This window comes from Paraburkholderia panacisoli, from assembly GCF_008369935.1.
In the GTDB taxonomy this organism is placed as follows: domain Bacteria; phylum Pseudomonadota; class Gammaproteobacteria; order Burkholderiales; family Burkholderiaceae; genus Paraburkholderia; species Paraburkholderia panacisoli.
Genome location: NZ_VTUZ01000085.1, coordinates 1 through 18,840, shown reverse-complemented (window position 1 = coordinate 18,840; position 18,840 = coordinate 1). Strand labels below are relative to the sequence as shown.

16 protein-coding genes and 5 pseudogenes are annotated in these 18,840 nt (G+C 60.6%); 6 read left to right on the top strand and 15 right to left on the bottom strand.

Annotated features, from left to right (window positions below):
- Positions 1-147 precede the first annotated feature (147 nt).
- The 6 genes and pseudogenes from FVF58_RS49185 to FVF58_RS55135 all read right to left on the bottom strand — a co-directional run.
- Positions 148-611 (bottom strand): annotated as a pseudogene (locus FVF58_RS49185) (glycine zipper family protein).
- 92 nt (positions 612-703) lie between these two features.
- On the bottom strand, positions 704-1,222 hold the full coding sequence (locus FVF58_RS49180; RefSeq protein ID WP_246217581.1) for a lipid-binding SYLF domain-containing protein: 519 nt from the start codon (positions 1,220-1,222) through the stop codon (positions 704-706).
- A gap of 236 nt (positions 1,223-1,458) precedes the next feature.
- Positions 1,459-1,838, bottom strand: a pseudogene (locus FVF58_RS49175) (response regulator transcription factor).
- Between the two features lie 339 nt (positions 1,839-2,177).
- Positions 2,178-2,606 (bottom strand): response regulator transcription factor, encoded by a 429-nt coding sequence (locus FVF58_RS49170; RefSeq protein ID WP_342802454.1) that lies wholly within the window; start codon positions 2,604-2,606, stop codon positions 2,178-2,180.
- A gap of 169 nt (positions 2,607-2,775) precedes the next feature.
- Positions 2,776-3,453, bottom strand: coding sequence for a sensor histidine kinase (locus FVF58_RS49165; RefSeq protein WP_149676718.1), 678 nt, complete (start codon positions 3,451-3,453; stop codon positions 2,776-2,778).
- Positions 3,454-3,521: 68 nt separating this feature from the next.
- Positions 3,522-3,857, bottom strand: a pseudogene (locus tag FVF58_RS55135) (PAS domain-containing protein); the annotation flags it as partial.
- Between the two features lie 435 nt (positions 3,858-4,292).
- Between FVF58_RS55135 and FVF58_RS49155 the strand changes: the two are divergent.
- Genes FVF58_RS49155 through FVF58_RS49145 form a run of 3 tightly spaced genes read left to right on the top strand, consistent with a single transcriptional unit; the run spans position 4,293 to position 6,960 of the window.
- A complete protein-coding gene (locus FVF58_RS49155) occupies positions 4,293-5,411 on the top strand; it encodes a patatin-like phospholipase family protein (protein ID WP_425469038.1) in 1,119 nt (372 codons plus the stop codon).
- Positions 5,412-5,425: 14 nt separating this feature from the next.
- Complete coding sequence (locus FVF58_RS49150) at positions 5,426-6,166, top strand: acetoacetate decarboxylase (protein WP_149676715.1); 741 nt, start codon at positions 5,426-5,428, stop codon at positions 6,164-6,166.
- A gap of 11 nt (positions 6,167-6,177) precedes the next feature.
- Complete coding sequence (locus FVF58_RS49145; protein ID WP_149676714.1) at positions 6,178-6,960, top strand: 3-hydroxybutyrate dehydrogenase; 783 nt, start codon at positions 6,178-6,180, stop codon at positions 6,958-6,960.
- A 122-nt stretch (positions 6,961-7,082) separates the two neighbouring features.
- On the opposite strand, the pseudogene FVF58_RS49140 reads toward FVF58_RS49145, so the two are convergent.
- Positions 7,083-7,175: pseudogene (locus FVF58_RS49140) on the bottom strand (IS6 family transposase); the annotation flags it as partial.
- Between the two features lie 77 nt (positions 7,176-7,252).
- On the opposite strand from FVF58_RS49140, the gene FVF58_RS49135 reads away from it, so the two are divergent.
- Entirely contained in the window at positions 7,253-7,699 is a 447-nt protein-coding gene (locus FVF58_RS49135) for a hypothetical protein (RefSeq protein WP_149676713.1), read from the top strand.
- Between the two features lie 534 nt (positions 7,700-8,233).
- Here FVF58_RS49135 and FVF58_RS49130 read toward each other — a convergent pair.
- Together FVF58_RS49130 and FVF58_RS49125 are read right to left on the bottom strand one after the other, a co-directional pair.
- A complete protein-coding gene (locus tag FVF58_RS49130; RefSeq protein ID WP_149676712.1) occupies positions 8,234-8,788 on the bottom strand; it encodes an OmpA family protein in 555 nt (184 codons plus the stop codon).
- A 663-nt stretch (positions 8,789-9,451) separates the two neighbouring features.
- A pseudogene (locus tag FVF58_RS49125) lies at positions 9,452-9,742 on the bottom strand (site-specific integrase); the annotation flags it as partial.
- Between the two features lie 682 nt (positions 9,743-10,424).
- On the opposite strand from FVF58_RS49125, the gene FVF58_RS49120 reads away from it, so the two are divergent.
- Positions 10,425-11,186 (top strand): bestrophin-like domain, encoded by a 762-nt coding sequence (locus FVF58_RS49120; RefSeq protein ID WP_149676711.1) that lies wholly within the window; start codon positions 10,425-10,427, stop codon positions 11,184-11,186.
- Positions 11,187-11,920: 734 nt separating this feature from the next.
- Positions 11,921-12,862 (top strand): transporter, encoded by a 942-nt coding sequence (locus tag FVF58_RS49110; protein WP_246217579.1) that lies wholly within the window; start codon positions 11,921-11,923, stop codon positions 12,860-12,862.
- 140 nt (positions 12,863-13,002) lie between these two features.
- On the opposite strand, the gene FVF58_RS49105 is transcribed toward FVF58_RS49110, so the two are convergent.
- The 6 genes from FVF58_RS49105 to FVF58_RS49080 all read right to left on the bottom strand — a co-directional run bounded on the left by FVF58_RS49105 (position 13,003) and on the right by FVF58_RS49080 (position 18,809).
- Positions 13,003-13,788: a hypothetical protein gene (locus tag FVF58_RS49105; protein WP_149676709.1), complete on the bottom strand. Its 786-nt coding sequence runs from the start codon at positions 13,786-13,788 to the stop codon at positions 13,003-13,005.
- An 11-nt stretch (positions 13,789-13,799) separates the two neighbouring features.
- Positions 13,800-14,651, bottom strand: a complete 852-nt coding sequence (locus tag FVF58_RS49100; protein WP_149676708.1) for a DUF2092 domain-containing protein — start codon at positions 14,649-14,651, stop codon at positions 13,800-13,802.
- Between the two features lie 45 nt (positions 14,652-14,696).
- Positions 14,697-15,110 (bottom strand): hypothetical protein, encoded by a 414-nt coding sequence (locus FVF58_RS49095; RefSeq protein WP_246217578.1) that lies wholly within the window; start codon positions 15,108-15,110, stop codon positions 14,697-14,699.
- Positions 15,111-15,347: 237 nt separating this feature from the next.
- Positions 15,348-15,932, bottom strand: a complete 585-nt coding sequence (locus tag FVF58_RS49090) for a PqiC family protein (RefSeq protein WP_149676707.1) — start codon at positions 15,930-15,932, stop codon at positions 15,348-15,350.
- Positions 15,929-17,548, bottom strand: a complete 1,620-nt coding sequence (locus FVF58_RS49085; RefSeq protein WP_149676706.1) for a PqiB family protein — start codon at positions 17,546-17,548, stop codon at positions 15,929-15,931. Before FVF58_RS49085 ends, FVF58_RS49090 begins: the two co-directional genes overlap by 4 nt.
- Positions 17,529-18,809 (bottom strand): paraquat-inducible protein A, encoded by a 1,281-nt coding sequence (locus tag FVF58_RS49080; protein WP_149676705.1) that lies wholly within the window; start codon positions 18,807-18,809, stop codon positions 17,529-17,531. Before FVF58_RS49080 ends, FVF58_RS49085 begins: the two co-directional genes overlap by 20 nt.
- Between the last annotated feature and the right edge of the window lie 31 nt (positions 18,810-18,840).

Genomic DNA, 18,840 nt, shown 5'->3' with positions numbered 1-18,840 from the left:
GCAGGCAGACTGTCAGCGGCGCGCATTTCATGGCATCACCTGTCACGGCTAGTTGGGCGTGCAAGAAAAACCGGACCAGCAAGGCGAGCCGGACGCGAAGCGCAGGCACTGTCTGTTCATGGGCAACACTCCCGCAACGAACAATGTCTACTGGACCGTATTTCCGCGGCCAGACATGCAGGCCACCACAGCCCGGTTGAAGGTCGCCATCTGCTCGGAGACCCTGCTGCTGACCCGCCTGTTGCTGTTGGGCCGCAGTCTGGTTGTTACGCCGTTGGCGCACTCCGCCAACCATCGCCCCTTGTGGCCGCACCAATCGCCGCGCCCCTGCCCGCATCGCCGCCGATAGCTCCGCCCACAGCGCCCACGGCGGCGCCCCTGACTGCTCCTCCCTGCTGCGTCGGAGCAGCCGGTTGACCGGCCTGCTGTGCAAGTGCTGCAGGATCGACACCTGTGTTCTGCTTCGCCCAGACCTGACACTCACCGAGGTCGGTTTGCTGACGCTGCTGACTCTGCCCCTTGGCGGGATAGAAGATCGGCTGCTGGGCGAATACCGGCCATGCCACCAGAAGAACGGCCAGCCCGGTTGTGACGCGCGGCGATACTTTCATGACCGGGCCCTCCTTAAGCACGCTCCGACTCCGGTGTTCACACCCATCACAAATCAAACTGCCGCGTTCACCCGTGCGAATCATTCAACGTGTCAGTGGCTCAGTTGCGTAATCTTCTGGCCTTGCACGCCCATGCCAGCCATCAGGCCTGACTGACCAAAGATGAAAGCATAGACATCCGACTGCAAAGTGGTAGTGGTCATGGTTCGGGCTGTACCCTCGTCCATGACTACGACACTCGGACCGACCCCGACCGACCAGCCGTCGCTGCTGCTGTTCAGGTAATTGAGTGCGGCGGGAGTCATCAGGAACATCGCTTGCGAGAAGCTTTGTGCGCCAGCCTGCAGCCCGTATGAAACCGCCGTCAGGTTGTAGTAGCCAAGCACCTTGCCGTTGGGGTCGAACAGCACGCCATCGCCTTCCTGTCCGCCTATAAGCAGTCCTGCCTTGACGACGCCCGGAAACACCAGGACAGCCGTTGCCTTGTTTCTCAGCTCGTCGGCTTTCGGTGTGGTCGCAATCAGTGCCTTGTACGCATCGCGTGCCTTCTGTTCCAGTTCCGGGCGACCGGAACTGGCCGTCGAACTGGTCGATGAACTGGAGGTGCCCATGTTCGAACACGCTACGGCAGCGAGAACGATCGGGACCATTGCCACAAACCGCAAAAATTTGAACATGACGACGCGCTCCACTTAGAAATGGTCGATGCATGATCGCGTTATGTAGCGGCCAGCGATGTACCTGACGCACCATTTTTCATCCCGCGACCCCAATATCGTTTGCCTTCTTAACTAACGACAATTGAACTTTGGTCTCATACGGCAACCGGCACCTGAACTCCCCATGCTTATGGCGTGCCCTGTATGGCCGCACGCACTGTCTTGATGAACAGCTCGTCGTTGAACGGCTTTGGCAGGTAGGCCATCGCGCCCGCCGAGAGCGCCTGCGCCCTCACGTTGATGTCGTCATGCGCCGTGATGAATGCGGCAGGCAAGCCGCTTCCTCTCAAACGTCTTTGCACCTCCAGTCCGTTCAAACCCGGCATCTGGATGTCGAGAATCACGCAATCCGGCCGGTGCGCGGGCATCGACGACAGCGTGTTCAGGAATTCCTCGCCGCTCGAGTACGACTCGGTCGTGAAACCAACGGAGCGCAATAGTCGTTTGATCGCCCGCACACCGACTCATCGTCATCGACGACGACGACAAACGGCGTGGTATTTCCCATTTTGAATGATCCAATGTCGCGGATAAGCGAACACTCGCCTCCCCTAATGCACTAGACTAGGGAACGCGAACGGATCACGGTATTGGACTTTGGTCGTATATGCGGGCGCGAGACATGACACCCGCAGTACGCACTGAAAAACCGTGTAGCCGCGAGGACCAGGCTAGACTGCCGGTTATCGGCTGCGGAAAGCGTATCGATCCTGTCCAGGATGTGCACCAGCTGCGCCACCGACGTGACTCCCATCTTCGTCATGACTCGCGCCCGGGTGCGCCTTGATCGGCTGCTCGACCGTACCGGGTTCGCTCGCTACCTGCTTGTTCACGCGCCCTTCGGCGATCAGCGCCATGACCTCCCGTTCACGTGCGTCAAACGATCGAAGCGGGAGCAGAGCACATCCCGTTCGCAACGCATCGCATAAAGCTGTCGGGCGCGCTCGAGCGCCAGTTCGATCGCACCCAGCAACCCGGCGTCGCGCACAGGTTTGGGAAGAAAATCGGACGCACCGGCCTTCATTGCGTGAACGGTCTTTGTAATGTCGCAGTACCCCGTGATGAGGATGATCGGGCATGCGCCACCCAGCTCGCGGTGCAGTTGAAGACCGTTGATGTCCGGCAACTGAACGTCCAGCACCACGCATGAGGGACATGCGGCGAGGCTTTTAGTGGCCAGGAATTCGCTTGTTGAGGCAAACACTTCGACATGGCGACCTGCGGATCGGATCAATCGCGCAAGTGCAGTGCGTACGGAATCGTCGTCGACGAACACCACCGGCTCAGAATATCGCACAGCGCTTACCGCGACTGCTGGTGCCTTGTCGCGTTCCCGGTTGGCAACGTGACATAGAACGTCGCGCCTCGGTCAGTATTGTTCTCGGCCCATCCGAGGCAATGGGGCTTGTTTGTATGGAACGGCTTGAAAATGCTATCCGGCTCGTCTACCGTGAGCCCGTGGCCGCAGTCGCGCCCGGCGATCGCGCCATGTCGTCACGCTCCCGGCTTAGCGTAAGCGATACCACACGCTCGCCCGGCGATACGGCCCTCATCGCGTCGAATGCATTGAGAAGAAGGTTGAGCGTGACCTGCCGCAACTGCACCTTGTCGGCATACACGGCGGGGAGATCGTCGCGTATATCAGTTGCCACCCGGATCTGGCGCAGGATCGCATCGCTGTGCAGAAGGAGAACGACGTCATGGATCATGCTGGCCAGATCGAGTAACGCGAACTCCGCGTCCCCCTTCCTGACGACTGCACGAATGCGCCGGATGATCTCGCTGGCGCGATAGTCGTCCTGGACGACGTCATCCTGAATCTCTCCGACCTCGGCCACATCGATCGCATCGGCCGACACGAACCGCAGCGCCGCCTGCACGTTGCTGAGGATCGCCGTCAGCGGCTGGTTCAGTTCGTGCGCAAGCGATCCAGCGAGTTCGCCCATGGTCGAAACACGCGTCACGTGGGCGAGATCCTGCTGGTTTCGGAGCAGCGCATAGTGATCCGTCCGGTCCTCGATAAACACCAGGATCGCCCCGCTACCATTAAAGGAAGCTCGCAGGAAACGGATTTCCCCCGGGAAGGCCGATCGGTCCTTGCGCATCGCATTGAGGCTGTGCATGGAACTGGCGGGCAAGCCGTCTGACGTGGACAGACGGCCATCCTGATAGGCGGATTTGCCGTTGATCCACAGTTCGGGATAAGCCGGAAAACCGGCTCCCCGATCAATTCACCGCGCCGATAGCCAAAGAGCTCTTCCGTGTGCAAATTTGCCAGCAGGATGTCGCCCCGGTCGTCCAGCACAAGAACCCCGAGCGGCAGCAGTTCCCAAAGCTCGGGAAAACGGTCCTCCAGAATCTGCTGCCCGGAGATTCTACCGGTCAGGACGGACCGCTGCTGCGTGCCGTCGTGGTGCGCGTGAGACCGCCGTCGCGTCTCCGTAGCCCAGTGAAAAGCCTGAACTGTGGCCACGCGGCACCTCCCCGAAAACGCCTGCTTCGCTGGTTGTCTTCGAGAGGAACGCATTTTCTCCGGACCCCGTACGTCGTCAGGACCTGGCTTGCCATGCGAGGCGTCCGATCTACCGCGCTCCTTCGAAGGCCTGGCGGCTGCCTGTATGAACGGCGGATGCGACCAAAGTCCAATTGCGCGCGGGTTTCTCGAGATCTAGATTGATGGAATTGGATCGAGTTACGGGTGCCGGCCATCAGATCGAAGAATGCCTTCCGAACCTCGCGGGGACGCACTCGCGTAATCAGCCAGCAGAGCTGGCGGTCAGGTCAGTCTTCCTGCGGCAAGTTGAACCGTGACATGCAGGACCCGCAAAGAGGTGCCGCGCAGACCCGACGCGTCGCTCTGGCCGTGCCCAGTGGCGTGGGCGGCTTCGTGCGGCGATCGATTCTTCGCTGACTACTGAGGACATCCATGGCACATGTACGTACGATCAAACCTCCCGCAGCGGTGCCAACCTTGGGCAAGTTCGACCATACCATCCTCGTCCTGCAGGGCGGCGGCGCCTTGGGTGCTTACCAGGCAGGTGTATTTGCAGGCCTCGCCGAGATTGGCGTGGTCCCCGACTGGATCGCCGGCGTGTCGATTGGAGCGATCAACGCCGCCTTGATAGCGGGAAATCCGCCGGACCAGCGCGTCGGGCGCTTACGGGCGTTCTGGGAACGCGTGTCGGGCCAGTCGCCGTTTGTGCCGCCAGCGTCGCTGGATCCGATCCGGCAGGTGTTCAATTTCATGAGCGCAGCGTCTGCGCTCACACTCGGCATACCGGGTTTTTTTGCGCCTCGCATGCCCCCGCCTTTCATGGCGCCCGAAGGGAGCCCGGGCGCGCTCAGCTTCTACGATACGCAGCCGCTCAAGGCGACACTCGAGGAACTGGTCGACTTCGATCTGATCAACCGCAAAGCGGTGCGCCTTTCACTCGGCGCAGTCAATGTGACCTCAGGCAACTCCGTGTATTTCGACAATAAGGAGATCGAGATTCGTCCCGAGCACATTATGGCAAGCGGCGCACTGCCGCCAGGCTTTCCCCCTGTGAACGTTGACGGCGAGTGGTACTGGGACGGCGGAATCTCCTCCAATACGCCGCTGTGGTACGTGGTCGACCAGGACTACAGGGCGAGCGGGCTGGTCCTGCAAATCGATGTGTTTAGCGGCGCCGGTGAACTGCCGAAGAACCTCAACGAGGTGCAGGAGCGCGCCAAGGACATACAGTACGCGAGCAAGACGCGCTACAACACGACCCGTGTCAAGGAGCTCGAGGAATTGCGCGGCGCTCTGCGCCGTTTGCTCGACAAGCTGCCGCCGGCGCTCCAGTCCGATCCGGACGTCAAGAGGCTCGCCGGGATAAGCACGCGAGGGGCGGTTGCCATCGTGCACTTGATCAACCGGCACAATACGAAGTCGGCAAATTTCAAGGACTACGAATTTTCTCGTGCTACCGTGATGGATCTGTGGGACTTTGGGTACGGCGACGTGCGCAACGCAATTGACCATCCGGAATGGCGGAACGCACTGGAGGTCGCCCCGGGCATTCACGTCTACGACCTTTCCCCTTCAAACCCTACGTAACAGGAGCACACACCATGACCGAAGCCGACGTGAAAGAGCGCGCCTTCGCGATGCCGCTCACGAGCCCCGCGTTTCCACCGGGCCCGTATCGTTTCGTCAATCGCGAGTTTCTCATCATCACCTATCGGACCGATCCGGATGTACTGGCCGAAATGATCCCCGCCCCGCTGGAAATGACCGATCCGATCGTTAAATTCGAATTCATCCGGATGCCCGATTCGACCGGTTTCGGGGATTACACCGAAAGCGGCCAGGTGATTCCGGTCCGCTTCCAGGGGCAGGTGGGGGGGTATGTGCACGCCATGTTTCTCGACGACGAACCACCGATCGCGGGCGGCCGCGAAATCTGGGGCTTTCCCAAAAAACTCGCCTCGCCGCAACTGCGAGTCGAAAAGGACACGATCGGCGGCGTCCTCCGGTACGGGCCGGTGCCGATCGCGGTCGCAACCATGGGTTACAAGCATCGCGCGCTGCCCCATGACAAGGTGCTCGCGTCGCTCTCCGCGCCGAACTTTCTGCTCAAGATCATTCCGCACGTGGACGGCACCGCCCGCATCTGTGAACTGGTGCGCTACTACTGTGAAGACATCACCGTGAAGGGGGCATGGGAGGGGCCCGCTGCGCTAGAACTGTTCCACCACGCGCTCGCGCCCGTCGCGGTGTTGCCGGTGCGCGAAGTGATTTCGGGCGTGCACATCCTGTCGGACCTTACACTTGGCCTCGGCACAGTGGTCCATGACTATCTTGCGAAGTGAGGAGAACCATCATGAAACTGCAAGGCAAGTCCGCCATAATCACGGGCGCGGCCAGCGGCATCGGCAAGGAAATCGCCATGACCTACGCACGCGAAGGCGCGAAAGTCGCGATCGCCGACCTGAACTTCGACGCCGCTAACGCGACCGCCGACGAAATCCATGCAGCGGGTGGTCAGGCGCTCGGCGTCGCGATGGATGTGACCAGCGAAGACGCGGTGAATGATGGCATGGCGGCGGCGGTTGCAGCGTTCGGCGGGGTCGATATTTTAGTGAGCAATGCCGGTATCCAGATCGTCCATCCGATAGAGGAATTTACCCACGCCGACTGGCAGAAGATGCTCGCGATCCATCTCGACGGAGCCTTCCTCACGACGCGAGCGTGTCTACGACACATGTACTCGTCCGGCCGTGGCGGCAGCATCATCTACATTGGGTCCGTTCACTCGAAGGAGGCCTCGCTGCTCAAGGCGCCGTACGTCACCGCCAAGCACGGCCTAATCGGCCTGTCGAAGGTGGTCGCCAAGGAGGGTGCGAAGCACGGCGTGCGCGCCAACGTAATCTGTCCGGGCTTCGTGCGCACCCCGCTGGTCGACAAGCAGATCCCCGAGCAGGCGAAGGCGCTGGGCATTTCGGAGGCTGACGTCATCAAGAAAGTGATGCTGAAGGAAACCCTCGATGGCGAGTTTACGACGCTACAGGATGTAGCGGAAACCGCGCTCTTCTTCGCGTCGTTTCCATCCAACGCGCTCACGGGCCAGTCGTTGATTGTGAGCCATGGATGGTTCATGGAATAGCCAGGTTGGGGTTATAAGTCGGAACCCAATCTGGTAGCGCCGATGTAAAACTGGACCCACGCGCAAGGGTTCTGCCGGGGTAAGGCAGTTGAGTCGTACAAAGGCGCTATGGTAAGGATAGCTTACGTCACCAGCGAGTAGAACTGGCGCGCTGCAAATGGCTTGATTTTCCCAGTGTGTTTCATCTGCCCTTTGGTGATCATATGCATGTGTCGGGTAGCCGACGAAAATCGGCGAGACTAGTGGCTTGCGTATTCTGCCTGTCGCCCCCAGTGGTTCAGGCATGTTTGCCATGGCAACTCGTCTTCTGAAAGCACTCGTTGTGCTGTTCGTGGCAGGCGCAGGCTTCTGCCCTGTCGTGGCGCACGCGTACGAGCTTGATGCGCAATTCGACTGCAGGGCGCGTCCACACGCGTTCATCGAGCAGCTCGTCAACAACCAGTACATCGACCCGAATCCGATGCGCGTTGAGGCGAATTCGGTCAACGTATTTCGGCCAACCCACGGCAGCGACATAACTGCCTTCGGCTTTCGTGTCTACGCCGTGCTTGGGTACGAGAACGACGACGAGATGTTCAGGAAGGGTCCCGGCGAGGCGCTCGCGGACCCACTGTACGGCGTGGTGCTGTCCGCCCCCCGCGAGGCGGTCGAATCGCGCGTGCGCGAGGCAGGCAGCAACGCTACTGTGCGCATGGTGATTCCGTTGTTGCTCACCGCGGTGGTGTGCAGCCCGTCGTGACGCGGGCGGCGTCGTGCCCCTCACGGCGCAAGGCTTTCTGGGCGGACAGCACGGGTACCACGACGGTGCTTATGCCCGGATAGGCATAACTTTCTGGGGAGTGCCATACGCGGACGACAGTTCAACTCTGGAAGCACTCTTTGCCCGAAACGAAGCGCCGTAGGACCGATTCAGGTCGCAGTACGAACTCGGCTTCCGTGAGACCGTTCATTCGCGACTGCCGACCTGCGAATGTCAGGAAAGCGACCCGTAGCCCCTGACCGACGCCGATATTCGAATGACGGTAATGCCCCTATGTTTGGCCCAACGCCGGCCAGCCTGAAGGTCCGCTGTCCGAGCGTTGCAATCGCTCGAATGACGCTTGAGGGCAATGGCGACCGGCGCCAACTGGTCCGGGTGCCGTCTCAAGCAATTGGCGTACGCGGTCTGAACCTCGCACGGCGGCGATCGGCAGCACGCGACCCGTTGCCACCAATCCAATCGAATGCGCGCACGTCGGGAATGGTTGCGGCTCCAGGCGCCCGAACCGTTATGTCAGGTGCCGCTGCCCGCGATGGTGATTTCGACCCGCCTGTTCTGCGCTCGGCCCTCAGGAGTGTCGTTTGAAGCGACTGGGTTGGTCTCTCCGAAACCTTCCGCGGACACCAAGTTTGGTTTTACCCCCTGAGAGATCAGGAAGTTGGCGACGGTTTGGGCCCTCTTCAGCGAAAGCTGCTGATTGTTCTCGACTCCCTTTGCGCGCAGCTCAGGACCGATCGGCGTCGAGTCCGTATAGCCGTTGATCAGGAGCTTCGTCTGCTGCATCGGTGCCAGGATCGGGGCCATCTTGGCGATGGTCTGCGCCGCCTCGGGTGGCATCTCCCACCCGCCCGAGGGGAACAGGAGCTCGCTGTTGACATTCACTTTGATCGCCCCCTGCAGCCGCTCGATATGCACCTTCTGCTGCGCGACCTCGCTCGAGAGACTCTGGTTCAGCTGATTGTATTCGTCTTGGAGGGTGTCATATTTCTGCTGGGATACGCATCCGGAGAGCAGAAGCGCGGTTCCGACCAAGCCGGCAATCCCACGAACGAACTGAATCGGGCGCATAGAAGAAGTCCTCCCGTGTGGTTACATCAGGGCCAATCTCCCCAGCCAAAATCGCTAGATGGCAATCGAAGGCGTTCGGCTCTACCCTAGCCCAATGCTACTCTGGTAGAGCCCCTGCACGCCTGCGATGGCGTTCTTGACGAGGAAGTTGTCCGGATTGGCGGTGATCCAGTCGAAGGCCGCACGACGATAGGGGTTCAACCAGTCGCTCCCGTAGGCAAGCAGACCGATCCGCTGGCCATAGCAAATGACCCTGCCAGTAGCGAAATACTAAGGCGAGCCCTTCAGGCGATGGTCATCCGTATTTCGGCAGCGCCTCCGCAGCGACAGCGCCTCGGCGATAGTCGCCTTGTACCTCGTTAGCGGACGTCCCAAATACGATCGTGAGAGGCAGTTCCTGTTAAGCGCTGTTCGACGCCTGCCCTTGTCCGTCACACGATGAACGCGCGGCGACGCGTGCAGGCAGGCTGTGGACAACGCCCGAGGGAGGAACCCGCGGAGTGGACCGACAGGGCGGGAACCTTAAGCCGCTATGGGGATTGGAGAGATCTCGGGAGCGAGCGGCCCTGGGAGTGTTGAAACGAAGCTGGGTCCGGATGAGCACGGACAAGGTTTCGACACTGTCCTGGGCCGTGTTCTGGCGATGCGGGGAGTGGCGGCAACGAGCACAACCGGCAGCGTGCGGGGAACGCGAACCGGCTGCATCCGCGCCATCCGCCCGGGCTCGTGAAGCGTGATCTCGAAGAAGAACTTCAGTCCGCTGATCACGGCGTTCAGCGAAATGGGTGATGTGCCGCGATCGACCAGATGCAACTGGTAGCTTCGCAGGTCCTCGACCGTGGCGGTATCGGGCGAGCGCCCGAGAAGCCGCGTGAACTCGCGCACGATGCGCAGATAGTTGACCTGCGTCTTCGGTGCGAGCTGGCGCATGCGCATGTCGTCGATCATGCGCATGAGCAGCGGACTGATAGCCTGAAGGGTCTGATTTATGACTCTGCTCCCGTTGAGCGACGAGGCGGATTGCCTCGCCCTTCAACATGAAAACAGAGTCGGTTCCCCCTCCATTCCCGCTACCGCGGGCCGGAGCCCTCTACCGCGCGAACGGTTTCGTTCTCACGACCCATTCCAGTCTTCCAAAGTCGGACCGAGAACGTCCGAAGCTCGGCCTTCTGTGACCTTCGAAAGGCCATTCGGCGCCGTTGATTTCCCAATGGACCTACATACTTGCTGTTGAGTCGGCGTGCGTCCGCCGAATGACGCATCGGCGACCATCTCCGTCACATCAGTACACCGCTTGCGGAATAACTAGACTTCGACCGCGACAGACGAGGTCGGCATTCGAGCGCTCCCGAGTAACGGGTCCCTTGCTGAGCGCCAGCAAACGAGCCGGAATGATCGGGCATGCACGACAACCCATATGCGCCGCCTCAGGCATATGGGACCAAAGGCCAATGTCGCTATTGCAAGCCAACCTGTACCCTGCTTCTTGGACGCGGGGGTATCGTGTGTTCGCAGACGACGCGCACCAGGAAATCAGGAGCCACGTAATCCCCCCGGAAACGATGATCCCTGACCGGCACGCTCGACCGGCCGGCGAGCACCCGGCCCGGCGACGAGCGGGGAAGGGGGTAAAAGAGTGAGCCACGTCGAAATCGCTTTGATCGTGTTTGCCTGTGTATTTGCCAGCGCATTGCTTGGCTTGTATATGCGCACCATCTTGCCAGAGCACCACCTTAGCGACGAATCAACAGGTGTCTTGAAGCTGGCCGTCGGTCTGATAGCCACGATGGCCGCGATTGTGCTTGGCCTGCTGATTTCGTCGGCAAAGAGCTCGTTCGATACCGTGAACGGCGAGGTCGTGCGCAATGCCGCCAGCATCATCCTCCTCGATCGCGTTCTGGCCAAGTATGGCCCGGAAACGAAGGAGGTTCGTGATCTGCTTAAGCAGAGGGTCGGCATGTCGATCCAGATACTAGCTTCGGGCGAACCTGCGCAGATCGCAAAACTTCGTGGCGTCGAGGCAATCAGGCAGGTGGAAAGTCTTCAGGACAAGCTGGAGGAACTGTCGCCGCGCAGCGACGCGCAACGTCAACTGCAGGCACGCGCCATCCAGATTGCGGAAGAGGTGCTGGCTGCGCGCCAGCTTACAATGTTCCAAGCTGTGGTCTCGACTCCCGCACCATTGCTAATATGCCTGGTGTTGTGGCTCTCCATTATCTTTTGTTCGTTTGGCCTGTTCGCTCCCGCCAACGCGACAGTCATTTTTGGGTTGCTTTTGGGCGCGCTGTCCACTTCCGTCGCAATATTTCTGATTCTCGAGATGAACACACCGCTCGATGGGGTGATCAGGGTCTCGCTCGCACCTATGCGCGAGGTGCTCGCCATGCTCGGCCAGTAGCGGCAATAGGTGTCACGGACGGCAAGCGTGACCGTCAGAGAACATGACCTCGCGCAACGATCGGGTGCGATCCGTGAACGACCGGATTGAATCAGATTGCGTTGAAAAAGTCTTGTTTAGGTTGGGAGCGCCGGAGTCAGCAGCACGTTTTCGAGTTGTGGCGATCGGGGACATGGGGTTGCTACATTTTCAATTGCATCCCTGACTGTTTGCGCTCTTATAACAGGTCTTTCCACTCGGGCTCTTGTATACGCCCTTTCCATTCTTTGTCTTGGCCTCACCGCCATTGCTTGTCCGTGTCGTCGTCACTCCGGCCTGATTCTTCTGGGCCTTCCACGCGTTACCCGTGTTCGGGTTATAGCCACCGGCTGTCTGTCCGTTGCCGCAAGCGGTGACGCCACGCGCGTTAGTGGTGCACTCCGCGAATGCGCTTGACGATAGCAGCACACATACCAACAAGACTAAAATTCTCATGACCGTCTCCCGATTTGATCGACGCGAAGTCATCTCACCGACCAATCGCGTTACTTAATGTTAGGCGACTTTGACCCACTCTCTGTCCGTCATTCAGCGACCACTTCGTCGAACCGTCTTCGCAACTGATTCCTCTATCTTCGTGCGAAAGATTGCTCGACACGTCAAGAGTCCGACATAGCCTCCAGGACAGCTCGGATCATAATGAACAGTCTGCATGTCGCTCAGTTTCTGACCGATCGGAGACAAAGGTCACGCAAATGCCCGGAGCATCGATCGCCGCGATGTCGCGGAAAGTCAGTAGCATTCGGCACGCGATTGCCGGTGTGGCCCTGCTCTGGTCTGCTCTGACATCGGCGCAGGAAATGGAGCCGCGCTCCTATTCAGCCGTCCCGATCGGAACAAACTTTGTGGTGGCGGATTATGCACGATCGAGTGGCGGGGTCTCGCTCGACCCCGCGTTGCCCATTACCGGACTACAAGCCACAATCAATACGTATTCACTCGGCTATTCCCACAGCTTTGGCATCGCGGGGCATACCGTCAGCTTCGCAGTGTCGGTGCCTTATGCCAATGCGGATCTGACTGGCAACGTCGAGGGTGCGCCTGCACAAGCCTACCGGTCAGGTCTGGGCGACGTGCGTTTCAGGGTTGCCGTGAATCTACTGGGTGACCCCGCGCTCACACCAGAGGAATTCGCGCGACGTAACCCTTCCACTATCCTGGGTGTCAGCCTGCGCGTGGTTGCGCCAACGGGCCAGTACGTGCCGTCCCGTCTGATCAATATCGGTTCGAACCGCTGGTCGTTCAAGCCTGAGATCGGGTTGTCACAACCGCTCGGCAACTGGTTCGTAGAGGGCGCGGTGGGCGTGTGGATCTTCACCGACAATACTGATTTTTTTGGCGGCCGGCAGCGCAGTCAGGATCCGCTATTTACATTCCAATGGCACGGCGGCTATAACTTTCTACCCGGCCTGTGGATTGCTGCGGACTTCACGTATTTCGCGGGCGGTCAGACAAGCGTGAATGGCGTCAATGACCATGATCTGCAAGGCAATACTCGCTATGGCATCACGCTTTCAGTGCCGCTTGCTACGCAATGGTCGGCGAAGTTTGCATGGTCGCGTGGACTCACAACGCGCGTGGGCGGCAACTTCCAGACATTCTCGGTCGCTCTTCAATACCGTTGGTTCAATCGCTGATCCCCGCTGCGCACGCCACGCCGGCAGCCCCCTCTCCTAGCGGCTCCAGCCCTCGATCTTTAGCCCTGAGCGTGTCGCGTATGAACGGCCAAAGCCGACTATGAACACCCGTTCGATCGGGCTGCGGCGCCGTGCATCCGTCAAGGCGCTGGCACCACACGGTAGTACACGCCGTTGGCACCGTAGGCGGGCTGGAACCAGGTGTTGCCGCACAGGTAATAGGTACTGCCATGAACCGTGGGCCGCGCACAGCCGGCCGGCAACGCCGCGTAGACCGCGCCCATCGCAAACGCCGTGCTCACCGGTGCGGCTACAGGTTGAGCTGCCGCTGCTCCGGCGACCACTCCCGCGTTGTAGGCGTTAGATGTCGCTGCAGCATTGTTGGCGTTGGCAATGGTCGCGCCGGCCGCCACGCCAACCACTGCACCTGCCGCGGCCGCCCCCGCTGTGGACCAGCCGCCGCAGTTGTAGCATCCGGAACCGTAGTTATTCACGACGACCGGTGGATGGTACGCAGCGTATGTGCCGCCATAATAAGTATTGTGATACGCAGTGGCGCCGGAGGAGTTGGTGTAGGTTGTGTAACCGGATCCCGTGGCGTGCGTCGCCGTAGCGCCATAGTTGTTGGTTGCGGTAGTGCCCTGCCCGTAGGTGTGCGTGGCGCTGCCGTATTGATTGCTTGCAGTCGTCTGCCCGGATCCTTGAGCATGCGTCGCCGTGCCGCCATAGCGGCCGGTTGCCGTCGTGCCCTGACCGTAAGTATGCGTTTCGCTGCCCCCTTCAAAGTTAGTACGGGTCGTAGACCCCGAACCCGGTGCGTGCGATACGCTTCCTCCGTAAGCGCCAGCATGCGACCATGCGCCGGCTGGCCCTGCCGCGAGCGCCGGAACAAGGAGCGCAACCAGACGAATGATGACTTGTCTCATGACGCCTCTCCTCATTGAGTCTTCTCCTGCATCTTCGGCGGTGGCTTCATTCCCGGCGCATCCGTGGCGTCCGGGCGCGCGAACGCGATCCGCGACGCGCTAGCCGCCTGGGGAGAAGCAAAGGTGTCTGCGGAAACGGCGACATCCAGCTTCCAGTTCGTGAGTGCCAGCACGTGGCGCAGGCGGGCGCGATCGTTGAGGTAGACAGCGTAGATCCGCCGCGGAAGTTTGTCCTCGGTGCCGATCCAGGCCTGCACGAAAACATCGCCCGTAATATAGGCCACCATGTCCGTGGTCGTGTCGTCGACCACGATCGATTGACCAATATAGAACGCAAGCTTCAACCCGTCAGCGATATCCTTGTAGGGATCCGTGACGATCACGTCGGTAAACGGGAAATAGATCGCCCCTTCGACGTAGGCAGCCTCGAGCGCGGCGTCGAGGGTCGGTGGCGCGTCGGCGACGGCGACGAGGTTCTCCTTCGGCGCGAAGGCCATCATGGTCTTACCGTCGTAGTAGAACTCCGAAGGTGGCCCGTCGCCAAGGGTGATGACCCTGAGCTTGTTGGGCCGCTGCAGCGTGACTTCTGATTTGGTCGAATAGATCAGCGGAGGGCCGAGACGGCTCGGACTCTCGTAGGAGACGACCGCCGTGAACGACATCGACTGGGCCGCCGCAAGGCGGGCGCTGGCCGCCTTGAGGATCTCGATCGCGCGTGGCTCGATCCCGACCTGATACGCCGGCGCCTCCGCTTTCGCCGCTGGCCTGGCCGCCTTGTGCGTCTGCTGGGCGTTGCCGCTGGCTGCGAGAAACACGCCCAGCACGACGGCAGTTATACCCCACTTCAATTTCTCAAAGGTCATCGCGGCCTCGCTGAGTAACCCACTTTGCGGCGCCCCCGGCGACAATCACGGAATCATGCCGCACTCGAACATCTTGTTGGCGATCGGCGCTGCCACCCTGTTGATGAACTCGGCGCGCATCTGCGGATCGGTGCGCAACAATTGCACGGCACGCTGCTCGCTCGGCGACTTCGGTTGACCCTGTTTCTGGGATTTTTCCTGCCACAGTTGCTCGCAGGTCGAGTTCTGGTACTTCTGGACGATCTTTCCAGCAACCTCGTCCAGCATCGGGAACTGCTGCGCATTGACAACACCCGAAAACAGCAGCGCTGACCCCACCACAAGCCGCAAAAAACGCCTGGTCATGACCTTGCCCTCTACAGTGACAAAACGGTCCGCAGAATGAAAAGCGGGAAGAACGTCGCTCCCATGGAAGCAACCTGTTTCCCGCATTACTCCGTACGCATCCTCTGACTCCATGCGACTAAACGCATGCACCTACGTTAAAGAATACTCATCCCGCGCGGATGCCGCTATTGCACCTTGGTCCTATGCGGGTGCGATGGGACCGATCGTTATCCCCGCACCCTCGAGCCTTCTCACCCAGATGAGAGCATGGAATGCGACCGGCGGATCTTCCATACCGCCGTCGACGGCAACCTCTGCCACGCCATCGGACCGACAGGAATCCAGCTTACGCGCTGAGACGCTTACGATTCATCGCGATAGCGATTGCCGTATGGCTGCGGCAACGTCTCGGCTCACCGTAGCCAGTGCGCGGCTATGGGCCGCCGCGACAGCGATGTAGCCCGGTCCCGTCACCGGTTCGTGCGCGACGGTATGACCGGTTACCGACGCGGCTTGTTTAGGAGCATGCACGGTCCACAACGCATCGATGGTGACCGAATCGCCGGGTACCGACTCGAAGCGCAGGATGGCGACGCTAACCTGGTAGCCCCCCACCTCCCCACCTTGAGGAAAAACGGACACATTGCCGGTACCCAGCAACTGCACGAGATTGCCCGCGATCACCTGCGGAATATTGCTCTTGAGCGATTCGCCCCAGCGCGCGAATTCGTTCAGCGCGACCTGATTGTCTGAGACTCGCGTCACCATCTGCGGACGGTCGACAAGTTCAGGCACTGTCACCGGACCGACCACGATGCTGATCGGCACGGCGGGGCCGCTGCGCTCGAGCGTGGTATCGGAGCTTAGGGTGTAGAAGGCGGCCCTCGGCGAACTGCAGGCCCCGAGCGTCCCGACCGCGAGCGCAGCAAGCAGGAACAGGATCGAACGCATCATTTCTGGTCCTCCGGTTTGCCTCGAAGCAGCGCTTCCGGATGTCGTTCCAGGTAGTCCGCGAGCGTCCGGAAGGCAGCCGCCGTGCGCGCCACTTCGCTCAATGCGTCCCCTGCACCCTGCTGCAACGGCGAGTTGGGCTGCAACGCGCTGTTCGCCGAGTCGAGCGCCTTATGCGCCGCGATGAGCGTATCGCGAGCTTGCGGCGTAACTTCAGTGTCGAGCCGCTTGAGCAACGTGTCCGCCTCGACCAGCGTCTGTTGCGCACTCTTGCCGATCGCCTCGAACGGGATCTTGTTCAGCTTGGTCATCAGACTCGTCAATGAGTCCTGCAGCGATTGCAGATTGCCTGGGGTGGTCGGGAATTCAGGCGGGGTCACGTTCCAATTCATTGAGGCCTTCGCGGCATTGGGGAAAAAATCGAGCGCGACGTATAACTGGCCGGTAAGCAGGCTTCCTGTTCGCAACTGCGCCCGCAGTCCACGGTCGACGAGCAGGGCCGAGAGCGCCCGGCGGTCCCTTACAATTCTGCCGGGTCCTGCTGCGCCCGACTCGTAGCGCGAAGTGAAGCGCTCCGGATAAAGTTGGATCTCGACCGGAATGCTGAACTGCTTCGTGACCGGATCGAAGCGGGTATAGATCGCCGTCACCTCGCCCACGGTGATCCCGCGGAAGTCGACCGGCGCGCCGATCGTCAGCCCGCGCACCGATTCGGTGAAGTTCAGCACGTAGTTATCCACGATGGTGTCATGGCGCTTCATCGCATCGGCAAAGGTATCGAACAGCTCGAATTGCGTCTTCACGGCGGCCTCGGAGATGTCTGCCGTATCTGGAGGCGTCTGAAACGCAAGGCCGCCGATCACGATCGACACCAGCGACTGGGTATTGACCTTGACGCCCGTGGCATCGAGCGAGACGTCGACACCGCTTGCGTGCCAGAACCGGGTGTTGGCGGTCACAAACCGGTCGTAGGGGGCGTTGACAAACACGTTGAGCGTCACGCCTTTGCCGTCGCTATCAAGCTTGTAGGCCGTGACCTGACCAACCTGCAGGCGTCTGAAGAAGATGGGGGAGCCCACATCGAGTGAGCCCATGTCAGCCGACTTCAGCACGAACTCCCGTCCCGGAACGTCGCTCGCAAATACAGGCGGCGTTTCGAGGCCTACGTAGTCGCGCTGGCTAGTTGTCGACTTGCCCACATCCATGCCGATAAACGAGCCGGACAGCAGCGTGCCAATGCCGGACACCGTACCCCCTGAAATGCGTGGACGCACAACCCAGAAGCGCGTGTTGTTGACGAGCATATCCGTGGCATCCTTGACAATCTCGGCAGTCGCGACGACGCGTGTGTGGTCCCTCGTCAGCGTCACGCTTTTGACGACCCCGATGTCCACGTTCTTGAATTTGACCTTGGTCTTGCCTGCCTCGAGCCCTTCGCCGGTTGCAAAGGTGATCGTGATGGTCGGGCCCTGCTCGATGACCGCCTTCACAGCGAGCCAGCCGCCGATCAGCACCGCGATGACCGGCACCAGCCAGATCAGTTGCAGCCGCCAGCGCGGACGCGGCGTAGCGACCGCCTCGGGGATGTCGGGCGGAATATTACCGGGCGGCCTGGACATGATTTTTTTCCGGCAGATCCCAGATCAGGCGCGGGTCAAACGACATCGCGGCAAACATGGTAAGAACGACGACCGAGCCAAAGGCAATCGCTGCCGGACCGGCCTGGATCGTCGCCAGCGCATTGAACTGAACGAGCGCGACGAGCATCGTGATGACGTAGATGTCGAGCATCGACCAGCGTCCGACCAGTTCGACGACACGATAAATACGCGTCCTTTGCTCCGGTTGCCATCTCGAGTGAAACTGGGCCGAAGCCGTCAGGTACACCAGCGCGATGATCTTCAGCATGGGCACCGCGATACTCGCGATGAACACGACGATTGCGAGCAGCCAGGAGCCTGACGTCCACAGGTAGACGACACCGCTCAAGATCGTGTCTTTTTCGCTTCCGAACAGGGAACTGGTGTTCATGACCGGCAGCACGTTCGCCGGAATGTACAGAACCATCGCGGCAATCAGAAACGCCCAGGTGCGGGTGATGCTGTCCGGCTTGCGAAAATGAAGTCGGGCGCCGCAACGCGGGCAACGCGCATCATGCGCATGCGCGGCAGGTTTCGACAGCAATCCGCAGCTATGACAGGTCATCAAGCCGCAGCCGGCCGCGGTGGGAGCCGGCATGGCTGTCGCGGCGCCTGCCTCCGGGCCGACACTGTGCTCGCCATGATTGATCCGCGCCCACAGCTCGCGGGGATCGAACGCCGCGCTGGCGGCCGCCAGCAACAGCATCAATGCTCCGAACGACCATAGCGCCACACCTGGCACCACACTCGCGATATGCGCGAGCTTGACGAGCGCGACCAGCAGCCCGAGGATCAACACCTCGGTCATGCCCCATGGCTGAGCCAGATGCAGGAGGCGAAAGACCAGGTCCGCCCGATAGGGAACACGCCTTAACCTCAATGGCACCAGCAGATACGCCATCGCAACCGTCTGCACCGCGGGCATCAGGATGGTCGTGGCGAACACGAGGCCCGCGAGCGGCCAGATCCCATCGCGGTACAGCACGAGTACCGAACCGATCAACGTAGTCTGGACGAGATCGCCGTTCACCTCCAGGCCGACGATGGGGTAGGCGTTTGCAATGACAAACAGAACGATCGCCGTGAGCGTGAAGGACAGTGCGCGATCGAGGCTGTCGGGATGACTCCGGTACAACTCGGCACGGCACCGGCAACAGCGCAGCACGCCGTTGTGCGGCAACGGCGCCTCCCGCTGCAACAGGTCGCACTCGTGACAGGCGAGCAGAGGCGCGGTTGTCATCGCGTCAGCCCCGCAACTGCCGGGTTCACTT